Origin of the sequence: uncultured Jannaschia sp., from assembly GCF_947494055.1 — a bacterium.
Classification (GTDB): Bacteria; Pseudomonadota; Alphaproteobacteria; order Rhodobacterales; family Rhodobacteraceae; genus Jannaschia.
Window position 1 is genome coordinate 230183 of the sequence record NZ_CANLTR010000005.1, and the last position, 17788, is coordinate 247970.

Here is a 17788-nt window from a genome sequence, read left to right on the forward strand (position 1 = left end):
CGGCCCTCCTTTCCCGCATGATCCCCTTCATCCTCCGACGTCTGCTGGTCGCGATCCCGGTCCTCGTGCTGCTGGTCGTCCTGACCTTCGTGCTGATGTACGCCGCCCCCGGCAGCCCCTTCGCCTCCGACCGCGGCATCCCGCCGGCCGTCCTGGCCAATCTGGAGCGCGAATACGGGCTCGACCGGCCGTTCCTCGCGCAGATCGGCACCTATATCTGGAACATCGTCAGCGATTTCGATTTCGGCCCCTCCTTCATCTACCGCGACCAGGACGTGAACGACCTGATCTCGCAGGGCTTCCCGGTGACGCTGACCTACGGGTTCTGGGCCTTCATGCTGGCCGTCCTCGTGGGCGGCACGCTCGGGATCGTCGCGGCGATCCGGCAGAACACCTGGCTCGACTATCTCGCCGTGGGCGTGTCGATCGGCGCGCAGGTCCTGCCGAACTTCGTGCTGGCGCCGATCCTCGTGCTGATCTTCACGCTCTGGCTCGGCTGGCTGCCCGGCGGCGGATGGCAGGGCGGCCAGTGGCAATTCGTCATCATGCCGGTGATCGCGCTGGGCACCAGCTTCATGGCCTCCATCGCCCGGATCGCGCGCGCCTCGATGCTGGAGGTGCTGTCGTCGAACTTCATCCGCACCGCCCGCGCCAAGGGCCTGCCCGGGCGGCGGATCATCCTGCGGCACGCGCTCAAGCCCGCGCTCCTGCCGGTGATCTCCTATCTCGGACCGGCCTTCGTCGGCATGATCACCGGGTCGGTGGTCATCGACATCTACTTCTCCACCGGCGGGATCGGGCAGTTCTTCGTGGCCTCCGCGCTCAACCGCGACTACGGCGTGATGATGGGGATCACCGTCCTGCTCGGCGCCCTCACCATCCTGTTCAACCTGCTGGTCGACATCGCCTATGCGTGGATCGACCCGAAGATCCGGTACTGATGCGCACCGCCACCCTCACAGATGCGAGCGCGCTCGCCACCGCGCCGAAGGGGCGCAGCCTCTTGGCCGATGCGCGCCGCCGGTTCTTCCGCAACCGCGCCGCCGTGGGCGGGGTGGTCGTGCTCGCCCTCATCGCCGCCTTCGCGCTCGTGGGTCCGTGGATCGCGCCGTGGGACTACGAGGAGATCGACTGGGCCGTCCTCGGCTCGGTGGAGACGATGGGCCGGCCCTCGCTCGAGACCGGGCACTGGTTCGGCACCGACCAGCTCGGCCGCGACCTCTTCGCGCGCACGGTGCAGGGCACGCAGATCTCGCTGATGGTCGGCATCGTCGGCGCGCTGATCGCGGTCGTGGTCGGCACGCTCTACGGCGCGGTGGCGGGCTATTTCGGCGGTCGGGTCGACGGGGCGATGATGCGCGTCGTCGACGTGCTGATGTCGATCCCCTACATGTTCGTCCTGATCCTGCTCCTCGTCGTGTTCGGCCGCTCGATCCTGATGCTCTTCGTCGGCATCGGGCTGATCTCCTGGCTCGACATGGCGCGGATCGCGCGGGGGCAGACGCTGGCGCTGCGCGGCAAGGAGTTCGTGGAGGCCGCCATCGCCACCGGCGTGCATCCCTTCCGCATCATCCTGCGCCACATCGTGCCGAACCTTCTAGGCGTCATCATCGTCTATGCGACGCTGCTCGTGCCCTCGATGATCATCTACGAGAGCTTCATCTCCTTTCTCGGCCTCGGCGTGCAGGAGCCGCTGACGTCCTGGGGCGCGCTCATCAACGACGGCGCGGCGGAGATGCGCAACGGCACCTCGTGGCAGCTCCTCTTCCCGCTGGGCTTCTTCGTGGCCGGCCTCTTCGCCTTCTTCTTCATCGGCGACGGGCTGCGCGACGCGCTCGACCCGAAGGACCGTTGATGTCGATGCCCGGAGACAAGACCGCCGCGTTGCTTGACGTGACCGACCTGCACGTCGCCTTCGACACGCCGGACGGGACGGTGAATGCGGTGAACGGCATTTCGTTCGGCCTGCGGAGCGGCGAGACGCTGGCCATCGTCGGCGAGAGCGGGTCCGGCAAGACGCAGCTCGCCTTCGCGATCCTCGGGCTTCTGGCGCGGAACGGCCGAGCGGAAGGGTCCGTCCGGCTGGAGGGGGCGGAGATCCTCGGCCTGCCCGAGCGTCGGCTCAACGAGATGCGGGCCGAACGGATGGCGATGATCTTCCAGGACCCGATGACCTCGCTGAATCCCTACCTGCGCGTCGGCACGCAGATGGCGGAGGTGCTGACCCTGCATCGCGGCCTGTCGAAGCGCGCCGCGCTCGCGGAGAGCGCCCGGATGCTGGAGGCGGTCCGCATCCCCGACGCGGAGGGGCGGCTGCGGATGTATCCGCACGAGTTCTCCGGCGGCATGCGGCAGCGGATCATGATCGCGATGGCGCTGCTCTGCCGCCCCGCCCTGCTGATCGCGGACGAACCGACGACGGCGCTCGACGTGACGGTGCAGGCGCAGATCATGGATCTGCTCGCCGACATCCGCGCGGAGTTCGGCACCGCCATTATCCTCATCACCCACGATCTTGGCGTCGTGGCCGGGGCCTGCGAGCGGATCATGGTGATGTACGGGGGGCGGGTGATGGAATCCGGTCCGACCGACGCGGTCTTCGCCGACCCCTCGCACCCTTACACGGCAGGGCTTCTGGCCGCGGTGCCACGCCTCGACGTGCCGCAGGACGCGCTCGAGACGATCCCGGGCGACCCGCCGGACCTGTCGAACCTGCCCGAGGGTTGCCCGTTCCAGGCGCGATGCCCGCTGGTACACGACAAATGCGTGCGAATGCCGCCGCTCGCGCCCCACGGGGCGGGCCGGCTCCGCGCCTGCTGGGCCGATCCGGAGGAGGTGTCGTGAGCGCGCCGCTCCTCGCCGTCGAAGGGCTCGACGTGACCTTCCCGGTCATGCCGCGCGGCGCGTGGCCGTGGACCAGGCCCGCGGGCCTGCAGGCCGTGTCGAAGGCCGACCTGACCTTGGAGCGGGGCGAAACGCTGGGCCTCGTGGGCGAGAGCGGGTCGGGCAAGTCCACGCTCGCCCGCGCCGTGATCGGCACCGTGCCGGCGACGGACGGACGGGTGATGTGGAAGGGCCGCGATATCACCGCGCTCGGACCCGCCAGCCGCCGCAAGCTCGGGCGCGAGGTGCAGATGGTGTTCCAGGACCCGCTCGCCGCGCTGAACCCGCGCATGAACGTGGGCCAGATCGTGGCCGAGCCGCTTGCCACGCATACCGACCTGTCCGCGAAGGAACGGCGGACCCGCGTGAGCGAGATGATGGAGCGCGTCGGCCTGCTGCCGAACCTCGTGAACCGTTACCCGCACGAGTTCTCCGGCGGCCAGTGCCAGCGGATCGGCATCGCCCGCGCGCTCGTCACCGAGCCGGAACTCCTGATCTGCGACGAGCCGGTCAGCGCGCTCGACGTCAGCGTGCAGGCGCAGGTCGTGAACCTCTTGGCCGGACTGCAGCGGGACATGGGCCTGTCGATGCTGTTCATCGCCCATGACCTGAGCGTGGTGCGGCACATCTCGACCCGGATCGCGGTCATGTATCTCGGCCGCATCGTGGAGACGGCCCCGGCCGAGGCGCTCGTCACAGATCCACGTCACCCCTACACCAAGGCGCTCATCGCCTCCGTCCCGATCCCCGACCCGGTCCGCGAACGCGCGCGGTCGCGGCCGGTGCTCGAAGGCGAACTGCCGTCGCCGCTGAACCCGCCCTCCGGCTGCGTCTTCCGCACCCGCTGTCCGATCGCGCGGCCCGACTGCGCCGAGGCGCGACCCCCGCTGGTGCAGGAGGTGCCGGGCCACCGTGTCGCCTGTCCGTATCACGACCGGGGCGGGCCGGTCTGACGGCAGGCGGCGGCTCCCGGATTGCTCCGACGTGCGGCCCTCGGGCCGCCGTCAGGCCGCTTCGGCCGTCGCCAGATCGCCCAGCACCTCGGCGGCGATCTCGAAGGAGCGCAAGCGCGCCGCGTGGTCGTGGATCTGCCCGGTCAGGATCAACTCGTCGGGGGCGTAGCGCCGGATCATCGCGTCGAGCTGGCTCCGCACCGTTTCCGGCGAACCCACCGCCGAGACGCGCAGCGCGTGATCCACGGCGCGGGTCATGTCCGGGCCGATCTCCGCCGCGATGTCGTCCACCGGCGCGGGCAGCTTGCCCGGCTGACCGGTGCGGAGCCGCGCGAAGGCCTGCTGCATCGACGTGCGCAGGCGGCGTCCCTCGGCATCGGTATCGGCGGCGAAGACGTTGGCGGCGAGCATGAAATGCGGCCGGTCGAGCTGCGCGGAGGGCTGGAACCGCTCGCGATAGATCGCCACGGCCTGCTCCAGCGCGTCGGGCGCGAAATGCGAGGCGAAGGCGTAGGGCAGGCCCAGATGCGCGGCGAGCTGCGCGCCGTAGAGGCTGGAGCCGAGGATCCAGATCGGGACCTGCGTTCCCTCGCCGGGATGGGCGCGAACCGGGGCGCCGGGCTGCGGCTCACCGAAATAGCCGATCAGCTCGACCACGTCCTCGGGGAACCGGTCCGCCTCGAGACCGCGCCGCAGCGCGCGGGCCACGGCGAGGTCGCCGCCGGGCGCGCGGCCGAGGCCGAGGTCGATGCGGCCGGGATGGATCGTCGCGAGCGTGCCGAACTGCTCCGCGATGGCGAGCGGCGCGTGGTTCGGTAGCATGATGCCGCCCGCGCCGACCCGGATGGTCGACGTGGCGTCGGCGATATGGCCGATCAGCACCGACGTCGCGGCCGAGGCGATGCCGGGCATGTTGTGGTGCTCGGCAAGCCAGTAGCGGCCATAGCCCCAGCGCTCGGCGTGACGCGCCAGGTCGACGCTGTTGGCGATCGCGGTGCCGGCATCGGCCCCCTCGGGCACCGGCGCGAGGTCGAGAACGGAATAACGCATGTCCGATGCTCCTTTGAACGTTGTTCCTGAATCTCTGCCTCCCGACCCTCGGTTTCAACCGCTTCTCCGGTGCGGCAGGGCACAGGCCCGAAGTGTCCCCTGCGCATGTCACATCGCACCTAGACGCGGCGGGCTTCCCTGCGCCAAGCTGAACCCGGAAGCGGGCCACGGCCCGACAAGGGGGGAGAGACGAGATGGGACCATCCCAGAGATTGACGGCGCGCACGATGGCGTTCGTCCTGGCCGGCGGACGGGGGAGCCGCCTGAAGGAGCTGACCGACATCCGCGCCAAGCCGGCGGTGCATTTCGGCGGCAAGGCCCGGATCGTGGATTTCGCGCTGTCCAACGCGCTCAATTCCGGCATCCGCAAGATGGCCATCGCGACGCAGTACAAGGCGCACAGCCTGATCCGTCATTGCCAGCGCGGCTGGAACTTCTTCCGGGCGGAGCGCAACGAGTATCTCGACATCCTGCCCGCGTCGCAACGGGTGGACGAGGTGCACTGGTACCAGGGCACGGCCGACGCGGTGTTCCAGAACACCGACATCGTCGACAGCTACGACGTCGACTACGTCGTGGTGCTGGCCGGCGACCACATCTACAAGATGGATTACGAGGTCATGCTGCGCCAGCACGTCGAGAGCGGCGCGGACGTGACCGTGGGCTGCCTGACCGTGCCACGGCACGAGGCTTCGGCCTTCGGGGTCATGGCGATCGACGAGACCGACCGGGTGACGAGCTTCCTCGAGAAGCCCGCCGACCCGCCGGGCACGCCGGACGACCCGGACATCACGCTGGCCTCGATGGGCATCTACGTGTTCCGCTGGGATTTTCTGCGCGATCTCCTGCGGAAGGATGCCGACGATCCCGAGAGCAAGCACGATTTCGGCGGCGACCTGATCCCCTACATCGTGAAGAACGGCAAGGCGATGGCGCACCGCTTCACCGAGAGTTGCGTCAAGCACACGCCCGAGGCGCCGGCCTACTGGCGCGACGTGGGCACGGTCGACGCCTACTGGAAGGCGAACATCGACCTGACGGACTTCAACCCCGATCTCGACCTGTGGGACAAGAACTGGCCCATCTGGACCTATTCGGAATCCGTCCCGCCCGCGAAGTTCATCCACGACGAGGAATGCCGTCGCGGCCTCGCCATATCCTCGATGGTCTCGGGCGGCTGCATCATTTCCGGGACGGAGGTGCGGGAATCGCTGCTGTTCACGCGGGTCCACACCAATTCCTACGCCACGCTGACCCGCGTCGTCGCGCTGCCCGACGTGGTGGTGGAGCGTTCGGCCCGGCTCACCAACTGCGTGGTCGATCGCGGCGTCGTCATTCCCGAGGGGCTCGTCGTTGGCGAGGACCCGGAGGAGGATAGCAAGTGGTTCCGCGTCACCGACACGGGCGTGACGCTGATCACGCAATCCATGCTGGACCGGCGCGCCGCCGGATGACGGAGATCCTGTCCGTCGCATCCGAATGCGCCCCGCTGGTCAAGACCGGCGGGCTCGCCGACGTGGCCGGTGCCTTGCCCGGGGCGCTGCGCCCGCTCGACATCCGGATGCGGACCCTGCTGCCGGGCTATCCGCAGGTGATGGCCGAAACGCGGGAGGCCGCGGAGGTCTGGCGGTCGGACGACCTCTTCGGCGGCCCGGCGCGGGTGCTGGCGACGATGGCGGGCGTGCTCGACCTGCTCGTCCTCGACGCGCCGCACCTCTTCGACCGGCCGGGGCAGATCTATCTCGGCCCGGACGGCCGGGACTGGCTTGACAACCCGGAGCGTTTCGCTGGCCTCAGCCTCGCAGCGGCGGAAATCGCGGGGCGGGGGGCGGATGGCTGGCGGCCCGACATCCTGCATTGCCACGACTGGCAGGCAGGGCTCGCCCCCGTCTACCTGCGCGACCGGTTCCCCGATGCGTCGGTGGGCATCGTCCAGACCATCCACAACGTCGCGTTCCAGGGCCTTGCGCCCGCGGACCGCCTCCATGCGCTGGGTCTGCCGCAATCCGGGATGCATCCGGACGGGTTCGAATACTGGGGCCAGATCAGCGCGCTGAAGGCAGGTCTCGTCCGGGCCGACCGGATCACCACGGTCAGCCCGACCTACGCGGCGGAACTGCTGACGCCCGAGTTCGGGATGGGCCTCGACGGCGTTCTGCGGGCGCGGCGGGACCGGCTGTCGGGCATCCTGAACGGCGTCGACCTGTCGGATTGGGCGCCACCCTACCGCCTCGCCTCCGGCAAGGTGAAGTACAAGGCGCGCTTGCGTGCGGAGATGGGCCTTCCGGAGGCGGAGGGGCCGCTCTGCGTCGTCGTCTCCCGGCTGACGGAGCAGAAGGGGCTCGACCTCCTGCTGGAGGCGCTGCCCGCGCTGCTGGACGGCGGCGGTCAGCTCGCGCTGCTGGGCAGCGGCGCGGCGGATCTCGAACTGGCCTTCGAGCGGGCGGCCACGCATCCGAACGTCGCCGTGCGCCTGGGCTACGACGAGGCGCTGTCGCGGATGCTGATCGCCGGGGGCGACGCGATCCTCGTGCCCTCCCGGTTCGAGCCCTGTGGCCTGACCCAGCTCTACGGCCTGCTGCATGGCACGATCCCGGTCGTGACGCTGACCGGCGGGCTTGCCGACACGGTGATCCCGGCCACGCCGGCCGGCCTGCGCGCGGGGGTCGCCACGGGGCTTCAGGTGCATCCGATCACCGCAGACGCGCTCGGCCGCGCGCTAACGCAGGTCTGCGCGCTTTACGCCCAGACGGAGGTCTGGCGCCGGATGCAGCGCAACGCGATGCGCCAGCCCGTCGGCTGGGACCGCTCGGCCGAGGAATACGCGGCGCTCTATCGCGCGATGTCGGAAGGGTGATCCGAGGAATCTGTAGCCATCGCAGCGCGATTTGCGGAAAGTGGCGGGGCAGTCCGTCGTCGCGCGTGCGGGGCGGACGGGGAGAAACAAGGGAGAGACGACATGATACGCACCATTCTGACTCAGGCCGCCGCGGCGATCCTCGCCACCGGCCTCGCCCATGCACAGGACTTCCCGGCGGGCAGCGTCGATTACATCATCCCGTTCGGGCCGGGGGGCGAATCCGACATCACGGCGCGGCTCCAGCAACCGTACTTCCAGGACCTCTACGGCGAGCAGATGGTCATCTCCTACCAGCCCGGCGGCGGCGGCGCGGTCGGCTGGGCGCAGCTCAACGGGATGGCCGAGGACGGCACCGTCATCATGGGGATCAACCTGCCCCACATCATCGTCAAGCCAAAGCAGGGCAATGTCGGCTTCGAGACCGAGGATCTCGCCGCGGTCTACTGGTTCCACTACACGCCCGACGCGATCCTCGTGCGCGCCGATAGCGAGATCGAGACCCTCGACCAGTTGATCGAGCAGGCCAGGGCGAATCCCAGGCAGGTGATCTTCTCGGGTTCCGGCAAGGGCTCCGCCAACCATCTCGCGCAGCTTCAGTTCGACGAGATGGCCGATATCGAGACGACCTACGTGGCCTTCGACGGGACCGGATCGGCGGTGACCGCGTTGCTGGGCGGTCAGGTGACGGCGGAATGGGGCTATACCACCGTCGGCAGCGGTCAGGGCGACGAGGTACGGATGCTCGCCGTCGCGATGGAGGAGCGGCATCCGGCCTTCCCTGACGTGCCGACCTTCAAGGAGCAGGGCTACGATCTCGTCTCAGGGGCCTACCGGGGCATCGCGGTGCCGCAGGACGCGTCGGAAGAGGTCAAGCAACAGGTTTCGGACGCGATCGCGGCGATCAATGCCGATCCCGAGTTCCAGCAGAAGATGATCGACGGCGGGTTCGCGATGGCCGACGTGCCCTACGGCGAGGAGATGGACGCCTTCATGGCCGAGAAGGCGGAGGAATATCTGCCCGCCGCCCGCGAGGCCGGCATCATCGAGTGACCGAAGGCCGGGACGTGTTCGACACGCGCGCGTCCCGCGCCGTCCGCTAGCTCAGAACCGGAGGAACCCGTGCTCGACTTCATGGCGAACGCGATCTCGCCGTTCAACCTGCTGCTCGCGCTGCTGGGCGTCGCCGCGGGGACGATCATCGGCTCCATCCCCGGCCTGACGGCCACGATGGCGGTCGCGGTCCTCGTGCCGCTGACCTTCACGATGTCGCCCGACAGCGCGCTCATCCTGATGGGCGCGATCTATACCGGGGCGATCTACGGTGGCGCCTACGCGGCGATCCTGCTCAACACGCCGGGCACGCCCTCAGCCATCGCCACGACCTTCGACGGCTACCCGATGGCCAAGCGCGGTGACGGAGATCTCGCCGTCACGATCGCCTGCCTGAGCTCGGTGTTCGGCGGACTGGTGGGTGCGCTGGCGCTCCTGTTCCTCGCTCCGCCGCTGGCGCGGGCGGCGCTGGCCTTCGGGCCGGTCGAGTATTTCTGGCTTGCCGTGTTCGGCCTTTCGCTGATCGCTGCAGTGTCGACGGGCGACTTCCTCAAGGGCGTGATCGGCGCCTGCTTCGGCCTCCTGATCGCCACGATCGGCGTGTCGGAGACCAGCGCGGAGGTGCGCTTCACCTTCGGCTCGCGCATGTTGCTCGGCGGGGTGGAGACGGTATCCGCACTCATCGGGCTCTACTGCATTCCCGTCCTCATCGACCTCGTCGCCACCCCCGACCGCCATCTCGACGAAGCGGGCGGGGGCATGCGCGGGTTCCGGCTCCTGGAGGCGGGGCGGGTGATGCTGCAGAACGGGGTGAACGTCCTGCGCTCCTCGGTCATCGGCACGATGGTCGGCGCGCTGCCCGGGGCGGGCGGCTCCATCGCCGGTCTGGTGGCCTATTCCGAGGCGCGGCGGAACGGGCGCGGCGTCGAGAAATACGGGGAGGGCAATCCCGGCGGTATCGTCGCCACCGAATCCGCCAACAACGCGACGGTAGGCGGCGGGTTCATCCCGACGCTGGTGCTGGGCATTCCGGGCACGCCGCCCGACGCGGTGATCCTCGGCGCGCTTCTGGTGCAGGGCGTGCGCACCGGCCCGACCCTGTTCCAGGGCAGCGCCGACATCGTCTATACCTTCATCTTCGGCCTGCTGCTCGCGACGGTCCTGATGCTGCCGGTCGGCCTGCTGATCGGCCGCTTCGCCTACGGGGCGATCCTGAAGGCACCGAAGGCCGCGCTCGTGCCCGTCGTGGCCTTCATGACGGTGATCGGGACCTTCGCGATCCGCAACAACGTCTCCGACATCTACATCATGATCGTCCTCGGCGTCGTCGGATGGCTCGCCGCCAAGCGGGGCTTCGGCGCCTCGCCCATCGTGCTCGGCCTCATCCTCGGCAGCATTGCCGAGCAGGGCTTCGTGCAGAGCTGGACCATCGGAAGCGCCATCGGCGATCTCTGGGGTCAGTTCTTCGGCCGGCCGATCTCGCTCGTCATCATCGCATTGACAGTTCTGAGCTTTCTCTATCCGTTCTGGCCGCAGATCCGCCGGATTGCGGGGCGCAGCGACGACGCGACGCCCGCCGACATGGTCGACCGGCCGCGTGCCGGGGGTCGGATGGTGGCCTGGGACCTGCTGGGCTTCGCGGTCTTCGGTGCCGTGGCCGCCCTCGTCCTCGTGCAGAGTGCCGGGCTGAACCCCGAGGCAGCGGTGTTCCCGCGCACGATCGCCACGGTGATGGTCGTCGTGGTGGTGGCTTCCGTCGCCAAGCTCATGCTGACGCGGCACGTGACGGGCGAGCCGGTGCGGGGGTCCCTGATCCGCAGCGCGTCGGTCCCCGCGGCGATGCTGCTCGCGGCCGCCCTGATCCCGCTCGCGGGCTTCGCCCTCGCCGCGGCGCTTCTCGGAGCCGTCCTCACCGTCCCGGCGCAGCACGAGTCGTTCTCGCGACGGGGCTGGATCTTCCTCCTCGGAAGCGTTCTGGCGGTGGTCCTGGGCGTGGTCCTCCTCTTCGACCTCGGCCTGAACGTGCCGCTTCCCTGACGACGTCACCCTAGACCAACGGACGAATTGCCGCAGCGTCGTCGTCGGGGCAGGCTGACCGGGACGCATTTTGCAGCGGGGCCACGCACGGTCCCGATCAAGGGGGAGTCGGGAATGAGTTTGCTGTCATCTTTGTTCGGCGGAGGCGGCAATGCCGCTGCGCCGCAGACGAAACCATCACATAGCGATGTCCGTATCCATCCGGACGTGGATAACGGGCTGGGCACCGCACGGCCCGGTTTCTCCGGCGGAACGCTGAAATGCCATTGCGCCACCGACAAGGTGGAGGTGAAGGTCGGCGATCAGGTCGCCCACAACCACGTCTGCGGGTGCAGCAAATGCTGGAAGCCCAAGGGCGCCGACTTCTCGCAGGTCGCGGTCGTCTCGCGCGACAAGGTCAAGGTGACGGCGCACGACGAGAAGCTGCACGTCGTCGATCCGTCGGCCGCGATCCAGCGCCATGCCTGCAAGCAATGCGGCGTCCACATGTTCGGCCGCATCGAGAACAAGGACCACCCGTTTCACGGGCTCGACTTCGTGCATGTCGAGCTGTCGTCCGAACAGGGCTGGGCGCCGCCGGAATTCGCCGCCTTTGTGTCGTCGATCATCGAGTCGGGCACGCCGCCCGAGCGGATGGACAAGGTGCGCGGGCGGCTCGACTACCTAGGGCTGGAACCCTACGATTGCCTCTCGCCGCCGCTGATGGACGCGATCGCGACGCATGTGGCCAAGTCGAAGTCGCCCGAGCCGGCCTGATCCGCTCGGGATCGTGATCGAACCTTACGGCGTTCCGCTGCTGCGGAGCGCCGCGGGGTGTTGTCTTGCCGCGAATTTCGTTGCTAACCTTCCGACAGGGAGGATTGGGGATGAATGTTCAGCGGGCAGGGAACCGTGCGAGCCGGGTCGGCACCGCGTTGGTGATCGACGATCATCCATTGTATTGCGACGCCCTCGCTTCGGCACTCACGCGGGTCTTCGCGGACAGCACGATCCGGACGGCGACGACTCTGGAGGCAGGGCTCGACGCGTTGAGATCGGGCTTCGCGCCGGATCTGATCGTGCTGGATCTGAAACTGCCCGATGTGACGGGGATCAGCGGCTTCCTGCGCCTCAAGGAGGCGGTGGACCCGGTGCCGATCCTGATCAATTCGGCGATGACGTCACCGGAGATCGTCACCTCGCTGATGGAGGCCGGTGCGGCGGGCTTCGTGCCGAAGGACGTCTCGATCGGGGTGTTGCAGACCGCCTTGCGCGAGGTCCGGGCGGGGCGGCGGTATCTGCCGATGGAGTATCGGGCCTCGGCGGGGCGCCGGCCCGAATGCAGTCGCGACACCTCGCGGGAGGTCGGACGCAAGATCGCGGAACTGACGCCGCAGCAGGCCCGGATCATGAAGCTGATCTGCGAGGGGATGCCGAACAAGCAGATCGCCTACGAGCTCTCGCTCGCCGAGGCGACGGTGAAGGCGCATATCACCGCGATCCTGCGTCGTCTCGACGTGCAGAACCGGACGCAGGCCGCCCTCATGATGGAGAGCGCGACGCTCACCGACCGGGACCGCCCGGAACAGGCGGAAGCCCGCAACTTCCTCACGCATTGACCCGGTGATGCATTCAGGGTCCGCGGCCGGCATCCGCATCGCGGTGTCCCATGCCGGGCAGGCGCGGCCAGCGGTGGCGGAGATCGCCGCGACGATCGCGCCGACGGGCCTGTGCTTTCTACTGGTCTTTCCGCATGACGGGCTCGACTTGGCCGAGCTCGCGCCCGCGCTGGCGGAGCGGTTCCCGGGAATACCGGTCTTCGGCTGCACCACCGCCGGTCAGATCACGCCGGACGGCTACGAGGCCGGCGCGCTTCTCGTCATCGCCTTCCCGCGCGCGCATTTCCACTGCGCCTCGCTGCTGATCCAGCCGCTCGTCCCGCTCTCCATAGAGAAGATCACGTCGGAGGCCCGGCGTCTCGAGGCCCAGTTCCGGCGGACCGCCGGGTGGAAGCGGCTCGCGCTGACCTTCGCGGACGGGTTGTCGAAGCAGGAGGATCTATTGGCGGCGATCCTGACCGCGGCGCTGCCAGACATGCCGGTCTTCGGTGGCTCGGCGGGCGACGGCGGGGCGTTCCGCGACACGCGGGTGCTGCATGGCGGGCGCTTCCACGAATGCGCGGCGCTCCTGCTCATCCTCGAGACCGACCACGACTTCGTCGGTCTGGGCTTCGATCACTTCCTGCCGACCGACAAGCAGATGGTCGTGACCGACGCGATCCCCGAGGAACGCATCGTGCTGGAGCTGAACGGCGCCCCCGCCGCAGAGGAATACGCCCGCCTTGTCGGTTGTCCGGTCGAGGCGCTGTCGCCGCGGGTTTTCGCGGAGAACCCGGTCCTCGTACGGACCAACGCGCTCTATCACGTACGTGCCATCGGTTCGGTGCGCGACGATTTCGCGCTCGCCTTCCTGTCGGCCATCGACGACGGCCTCGTCCTGACCCTCGGCCGCGGGACGGAGATCCTGCGCACGCTTGAGGACGGCCTCGCCGTGCGGGACGCCTCCGGGCAGCCGCCGGACCTGATCCTCGGCTTCGACTGCTATCTTCGCCGGCTCGAGATCGAGGAGAAGCGGATGACCGAGGCCGCCTCGGAAATCATCGCGCGGGCCGGGGTGGTGGGCTTCAACACCTACGGCGAGCAGCATTGCGGCGTGCACGTGAACCAGACCTTCGTCGGCGTCGCCTTCTTCCCGCCGGGGGAGCGGGCACTGCATTGATCGACCCGACCGAACCGCCGGAGGTCCAGATCCGGAGGCAGGCCCGGATCATCGAGGCGTTGATCCGTCGCGCGGGCCGCCAGCACGAGGTCTCGACCTCCGCCTATGCCGCCTTTCAATCCGCGGTGGCGTTGCAGGGGCAGGTCTGGGCCAAGACCCGCGACCTCGAGCGCGCGTCGAGCGAGCTCGAGACGTTGCGCTTCGACCGGGCGCGGACGCAGAAGAACCTCGCCGACGCGCTGTCGGTGCTCGACGGGGGGTTCGCGCTGTTCGAGGACGGGCGGCTGCACGTCTGCAACGACCTCTTCGCCCGGCTTCTACCCGACATCTCCGACCGGATCGTGCCGGGCCTGCCGTTCGAGACCTATCTCGATCTCGTGGCGTGCAGCGACCATCTGGTAGGCCGCGAGGGGCGCGACGGCATGCGGTCCGATGATGCCGGCGATCTCGCGACCTTCGTCGTCGAGCTCAGCGGCGACCGCTGGTTCCAGTTCAGCCGGCAGCGGACCTCCACGAGTTCGCTGGTGATCCTGCTGACCGAGATCACCGGCATCGTCCGCGCCAACCGGCTGGAGAAGGACGCGCTGATCGACATGCAGGCGCATTACCTGCAGGCGGCCTTCGACAACATGGCGATCGGCATCGCCACCTTCTCGCGGGCCGGCGGGATGGCCATCCGCAACGACCGGTTCCGCGATTTGCTCGGTCTGCCGGCGCGGCTGATGCAGACGGGGACGCCCTTCGCGGACATCCTGACATTCCTGCGCGAGAAGGGCCTGATCGCGGAGATGGAGCTCGAGGGGATCGACGGCTGGCCGCTCAAGCTGCGGCAGCGGTCCGGCCTGCGCGCGCGGCTGCGTCACGCCGGGGGTTGGGTGCTGGACCTGCACGTGCATCTCCTCCCCGATCGCGGCTTCCTCGTCGACATCACCGACGTCACGCTCGAACACAGGGCGACCGAGGTGCTCGAGAAGGAGGTCGAGGCCCGAACCCGCGACCTGACCGAGGCGAACCGCCGTCTGACCGAGCAGTCTCGCGCCCAGAGCCGGGTGGAGGACGAGTTGCGCGTCGCCAAGGAGGCGGCAGAGGCGGCGGTCTCGTCGAAGACCCGCTTCCTCGCCGCCGCGAGCCACGACCTGTTGCAGCCGATCAACGCCGCCAAGCTCCTGATCTCCACGCTCGAGGACATGTCGCGCGGCGGCGAGCTCGCCGGGATGGTCACGCGCCTGCAGGACACGTTCACCTCGGTCGAGACGCTGCTCCACGCGCTTCTCGACATCTCCCGGCTGGAGAGCACCGACGCCGCGCTGACCCCGCAGGACGTCTGCCTCGGCCCGCTGATGGAGGCGGTGACGGAGGATCAGGCGCCGCTGGCGGCGAAGAAGGGCATCCGCCTCGACGTGGTGCCGAGCAGCGTCTGGGTGCGCAGCGACCAGCGCTACCTGCTCCGCTCGATCCAGAACCTCGTCGTCAACGCGTTGCAATACACCGAGAGGGGTCGCGTCCTCGTCGGCTGCCGGCGGCGGGGCGACCGGGTGGTGCTGCAGGTCTGGGACACCGGGGTCGGCATCTCGCTCGCCGACCAGGCCCGCATCTTTCAGGAGTTCACCCGCGCCGGCAACGCGGCGCCCGACACCGGGATCGGCCTGGGCCTTTCCATCGTCGAGCGGACCTGCCGTCATCTCGGACACAACCTGCAAGTCCGGTCGAGCCCGGGAGAGGGGTCGGTCTTCTCCATCGAAATGGCCACGACGGAGGCGGGCGAGATCCCGGCCCGCCGGCCCGCCGTCTCCGAAGCGGGCGAGCTCGACGTGCTGGCGCTGGTCGTCGAGAACGACCCCGATGTCCTCTTCGCCACCGTGAGCAAGCTCGAGAGTTGGGGGGCGAGCGTCTTCGCCGCGGCATCCACGGCGGAGGCGCTCGATCTCCTCGGCGATGCGGCGATGGCACCCGACATCGTGCTGGCCGACTATCAGCTCGACGGCGCGGACAACGGGCTCGAGACGATCCGCGCGGTGCGCGACTTCGCCGGACACGACGTGCCTGCGATCATCGTCACCGCCGACCGGAGCCCGGTCCTGATCGTGGAGGGGGCCCGCGAGAACGTCACCGTCCTGCCGAAGCCCGTCGACCTCGCCCGGCTCCGACGCACGATCGCGCGCAGCAGCGGCGCGAACGAGGCGGAGGCGGGCTCAGACGAAAGTCGACTTTGACACTCCCGCGCGCATGGCGGAGCGTGTGGGCCGGAGGAGACATGACATGCGTTTGCTGATGGCGATCTGCGCCGCGACATTGCTGCTGGGCGGGGTCGGGACCGCGCAGGAGACCACGATGACCGAGGCGGAGGAGACCTACGATCTCCTGTTCCGGACCGGCACTCTCGACGACCTGCCGCGCGGCGAAACGCTGGTCTACGACCGGGTCGTCGAGAGCGCGCTCGCGCCAGATGCGGCGGAGCGCAACACCGGCCGGATCGAGCTGACCTTCGAGGCGGGCGAGCCCGAGGCGGCGCAGCTGCGCTTCCTGCAGGGCGACCGCTTCAAGGGGATCGGGGACTTTCCGGCGAGCGTCGGGAACCCGATCATCATGTATTTCGTCGAGACCGTCGTGCGCGACATGGCCGAGGCGGCGGGGGGCAGCAGCTTCTACATCCGCAACCGTGTGAAGGCCGCGCTGGTCGAGCCCGCGGAGATCGAGATGCGCGAGGTATCGGTGGGCGACGAGACGGTGGCGGCGCGCACGGTGACCCTGCTTCCGTTCGAGGGCGACCCGAACGCGGAGAAGATGCAGGGCTTCGACCGGATGGAACTGACGGTGACGATGTCCGAGGACGTGCCGGGCTGGTACGCCTCGCTCGACGCGACTGTGCCGGCGGCCGATGGCGACGCGCCGGTCTACAGCTCGACCATCACGCTGGAACCGGACGAATGACCGGCCGTCTGCTCGCCGCGGCGCTCGTCCTGGCGCTGCCTGCGTCGGCGCAGGATCTCGAGGAGCGGTTCAACGATTACCCGACCGCCACGCGGGCCGATTACGTGTTCGGATGCATGGCGGCGAACGGACAGGGGCGGGATGTGCTCGAGAAGTGTGCCTGCTCCATCGACACCATCGCGGAGATCCTGCCCTACGGGAAATACGTCGAGGCGGAGACGGTCCTGTCGCTGCGCCAGACCGGGGGCGAGCGCATGTCGGTCTTCCGCGGGGCCGCGACGGACAGCATCGTGGCCGATCTGCGCCGCGCCCAGGCCGAGGCCGAGATCCGCTGTTTCTGATGCTTCGGGACTGGGTCTGGTCCTGATCCTGCAAGATGTCCGGGTTTACCGGCGAGCATCTAGCAACGTTCAGCTTTCGACCGATTTCGGCAGGCTCTGCTCGAACACGTTGCCCTCGGTGTCTTTCGCGCGAATGCGCAGGTCGGGCGACCCGTTGTCGTCGTAGCGGAAGCGGAAGGCCGGGTTCTCGCTGATCGAGATGCCGCCGGTCATCGTGAAAAGCATCTCGTCGCCCTGCCAGACGGTGAGTTCGTCGATGAAATGCGCCGGGATGAAGAGATGCGTGATCTGGTCGCGCTGAAGCCCGGAATAGTTCGGATGCCGGATCATCACCTGCGCCTCGCTGCGCCCCTCGGGCAGATCCGCCGTCGCATCGAAGCTGCGCAGCTGCATCCGGCCCATCGCGGCGAGCGCAAGTTCCGGATCGCGCGTCGCGGGCGCGGAGCAGCCGCCGGAGGCCTTCACGAAGCGCCCGTTCATGTAGGCCCCGTCCGCCGTCTCCGCGATGACGCGCACGTTGGAGTACTGGTTGACCCGGACCCGAAGCTCCATGTCGAGGGGCAGCATGGCCGGGCCGAACGTCATCTCGGCGGCGACGGGGGCGGGGTTCTCGTCGATGACGATCGTCGCCCGCTCGATCACGGCGGCATCGTCGACCTGCCGGATCTCGATCGGCACCGTCGCCGCCTCGTGCGCGCGATAGGGCGCGTCGACCTCGAAGAGCGCGGCCCCGTCGGCGGGGGCGGTCGTGCCGCCCAGCACGGCCTCCGAAATCATCTCCCAGCTCTCGCTTTCGGTCATCGGGTTGTCCTGCGCCTGTACGGGCAGGCCGAGACTGGCGAGGATGGCGGCGAGGTGCAGGGCTTTCATGACGCGTCTCCCTTCCGTGACACACGGCTTGCGGGGAAGTATGACAGATCCGCGCC

The 17788-nt window shown here is 68.8% G+C and carries 16 protein-coding genes; 14 read left to right on the plus strand and 2 right to left on the minus strand.

The genetic code is table 11. The features are described 5' to 3' along the window. The first annotated feature begins 17 nt into the window (after positions 1-17). The 4 genes from oppB to Q1A87_RS07565 are packed head-to-tail and all read left to right on the plus strand — an operon-like array spanning position 18 to position 3836. Positions 18-941, plus strand: a complete 924-nt coding sequence (oppB, locus tag Q1A87_RS07550) for an oligopeptide ABC transporter permease OppB (RefSeq protein WP_299649147.1) — start codon at positions 18-20, stop codon at positions 939-941. Next, positions 941-1855, plus strand: a complete 915-nt coding sequence (locus Q1A87_RS07555) for an ABC transporter permease subunit (protein WP_299649150.1) — start codon at positions 941-943, stop codon at positions 1853-1855. The genes oppB and Q1A87_RS07555 overlap by 1 nt, the downstream gene beginning before the upstream one ends. Further along, positions 1855-2844: an oligopeptide/dipeptide ABC transporter ATP-binding protein gene (locus Q1A87_RS07560; RefSeq protein WP_299649153.1), complete on the plus strand. Its 990-nt coding sequence runs from the start codon at positions 1855-1857 to the stop codon at positions 2842-2844. Before Q1A87_RS07555 ends, Q1A87_RS07560 begins: the two co-directional genes overlap by 1 nt. Before the next feature lie 47 nt (positions 2845-2891). Next, a complete protein-coding gene (locus tag Q1A87_RS07565) occupies positions 2892-3836 on the plus strand; it encodes an oligopeptide/dipeptide ABC transporter ATP-binding protein (protein WP_299649257.1) in 945 nt (314 codons plus the stop codon). Between the two features lie 51 nt (positions 3837-3887). On the opposite strand, the gene Q1A87_RS07570 is transcribed toward Q1A87_RS07565, so the two are convergent. Continuing rightward, positions 3888-4886 carry an LLM class flavin-dependent oxidoreductase gene (locus Q1A87_RS07570; RefSeq protein WP_299649156.1) on the minus strand — a complete coding sequence of 333 codons (999 nt, stop codon included), beginning with the start codon at positions 4884-4886 and terminating at the stop codon, positions 3888-3890. 194 nt (positions 4887-5080) lie between these two features. Here Q1A87_RS07570 and glgC point away from each other — a divergent pair, with 194 nt between their 5' ends. From glgC to Q1A87_RS07620, 10 genes are all read left to right on the plus strand, one after another. Further along, positions 5081-6340, plus strand: coding sequence for a glucose-1-phosphate adenylyltransferase (glgC, locus tag Q1A87_RS07575; protein WP_299649159.1), 1260 nt, complete (start codon positions 5081-5083; stop codon positions 6338-6340). Then, positions 6337-7743 (plus strand): glycogen synthase GlgA, encoded by a 1407-nt coding sequence (gene glgA, locus Q1A87_RS07580; protein ID WP_299649162.1) that lies wholly within the window; start codon positions 6337-6339, stop codon positions 7741-7743. The genes glgC and glgA overlap by 4 nt, the downstream gene beginning before the upstream one ends. 102 nt (positions 7744-7845) lie before the next feature. Beyond that, positions 7846-8796, plus strand: a complete 951-nt coding sequence (locus tag Q1A87_RS07585; RefSeq protein WP_299649165.1) for a tripartite tricarboxylate transporter substrate binding protein — start codon at positions 7846-7848, stop codon at positions 8794-8796. Between the two features lie 69 nt (positions 8797-8865). Further along, a complete protein-coding gene (locus Q1A87_RS07590) occupies positions 8866-10833 on the plus strand; it encodes a tripartite tricarboxylate transporter permease (RefSeq protein ID WP_299649168.1) in 1968 nt (655 codons plus the stop codon). Between the two features lie 114 nt (positions 10834-10947). Then, the gene (gene gfa / locus Q1A87_RS07595; protein ID WP_299649171.1) at positions 10948-11589 is read left to right on the plus strand and encodes an S-(hydroxymethyl)glutathione synthase; all 642 of its coding nucleotides are present in this window, start codon (positions 10948-10950) and stop codon (positions 11587-11589) included. 110 nt (positions 11590-11699) lie between these two features. Next, positions 11700-12431, plus strand: coding sequence for a response regulator transcription factor (locus tag Q1A87_RS07600; RefSeq protein WP_299649175.1), 732 nt, complete (start codon positions 11700-11702; stop codon positions 12429-12431). 7 nt (positions 12432-12438) lie between these two features. Then, positions 12439-13590 (plus strand): FIST N-terminal domain-containing protein, encoded by a 1152-nt coding sequence (locus Q1A87_RS07605; RefSeq protein ID WP_299649178.1) that lies wholly within the window; start codon positions 12439-12441, stop codon positions 13588-13590. Beyond that, positions 13587-15803 (plus strand): PAS-domain containing protein, encoded by a 2217-nt coding sequence (locus Q1A87_RS07610; protein WP_299649181.1) that lies wholly within the window; start codon positions 13587-13589, stop codon positions 15801-15803. The genes Q1A87_RS07605 and Q1A87_RS07610 overlap by 4 nt, the downstream gene beginning before the upstream one ends. A gap of 46 nt (positions 15804-15849) precedes the next feature. Continuing rightward, positions 15850-16521, plus strand: coding sequence for a hypothetical protein (locus Q1A87_RS07615; RefSeq protein ID WP_299649184.1), 672 nt, complete (start codon positions 15850-15852; stop codon positions 16519-16521). Continuing rightward, positions 16518-16862 (plus strand): hypothetical protein, encoded by a 345-nt coding sequence (locus tag Q1A87_RS07620; RefSeq protein WP_299649187.1) that lies wholly within the window; start codon positions 16518-16520, stop codon positions 16860-16862. Before Q1A87_RS07615 ends, Q1A87_RS07620 begins: the two co-directional genes overlap by 4 nt. Positions 16863-16931: 69 nt before the next feature. Here Q1A87_RS07620 and Q1A87_RS07625 read toward each other — a convergent pair whose 3' ends face one another. Next, positions 16932-17732, minus strand: coding sequence for a quinoprotein dehydrogenase-associated SoxYZ-like carrier (locus Q1A87_RS07625; protein ID WP_299649190.1), 801 nt, complete (start codon positions 17730-17732; stop codon positions 16932-16934). Positions 17733-17788 lie beyond the last annotated feature (56 nt).

Excerpts from the sequence above, each read along its gene's own strand:
- oppB (WP_299649147.1), top strand. The coding sequence starts at position 18 with ATGATCCCCTTCATCCTCCGACGTCTGCTGGTCGCGATCCCGGTCCTC.
- Q1A87_RS07555 (WP_299649150.1), top strand. The coding sequence starts at position 941 with ATGCGCACCGCCACCCTCACAGATGCGAGCGCGCTCGCCACCGCGCCG.
- Q1A87_RS07560 (WP_299649153.1), top strand. The coding sequence starts at position 1,855 with ATGTCGATGCCCGGAGACAAGACCGCCGCGTTGCTTGACGTGACCGAC.
- Q1A87_RS07565 (WP_299649257.1), top strand. The coding sequence starts at position 2,892 with ATGCCGCGCGGCGCGTGGCCGTGGACCAGGCCCGCGGGCCTGCAGGCC.
- Q1A87_RS07570 (WP_299649156.1), bottom strand. The coding sequence starts at position 4,886 with ATGCGTTATTCCGTTCTCGACCTCGCGCCGGTGCCCGAGGGGGCCGAT.
- glgC (WP_299649159.1), top strand. The coding sequence starts at position 5,081 with ATGGGACCATCCCAGAGATTGACGGCGCGCACGATGGCGTTCGTCCTG.
- glgA (WP_299649162.1), top strand. The coding sequence starts at position 6,337 with ATGACGGAGATCCTGTCCGTCGCATCCGAATGCGCCCCGCTGGTCAAG.
- Q1A87_RS07585 (WP_299649165.1), top strand. The coding sequence starts at position 7,846 with ATGATACGCACCATTCTGACTCAGGCCGCCGCGGCGATCCTCGCCACC.
- gfa (WP_299649171.1), top strand. The coding sequence starts at position 10,948 with ATGAGTTTGCTGTCATCTTTGTTCGGCGGAGGCGGCAATGCCGCTGCG.
- Q1A87_RS07600 (WP_299649175.1), top strand. The coding sequence starts at position 11,700 with ATGAATGTTCAGCGGGCAGGGAACCGTGCGAGCCGGGTCGGCACCGCG.
- Q1A87_RS07605 (WP_299649178.1), top strand. The coding sequence starts at position 12,439 with ATGCATTCAGGGTCCGCGGCCGGCATCCGCATCGCGGTGTCCCATGCC.
- Q1A87_RS07615 (WP_299649184.1), top strand. The coding sequence starts at position 15,850 with ATGCGTTTGCTGATGGCGATCTGCGCCGCGACATTGCTGCTGGGCGGG.
- Q1A87_RS07620 (WP_299649187.1), top strand. The coding sequence starts at position 16,518 with ATGACCGGCCGTCTGCTCGCCGCGGCGCTCGTCCTGGCGCTGCCTGCG.
- Q1A87_RS07625 (WP_299649190.1), bottom strand. The coding sequence starts at position 17,732 with ATGAAAGCCCTGCACCTCGCCGCCATCCTCGCCAGTCTCGGCCTGCCC.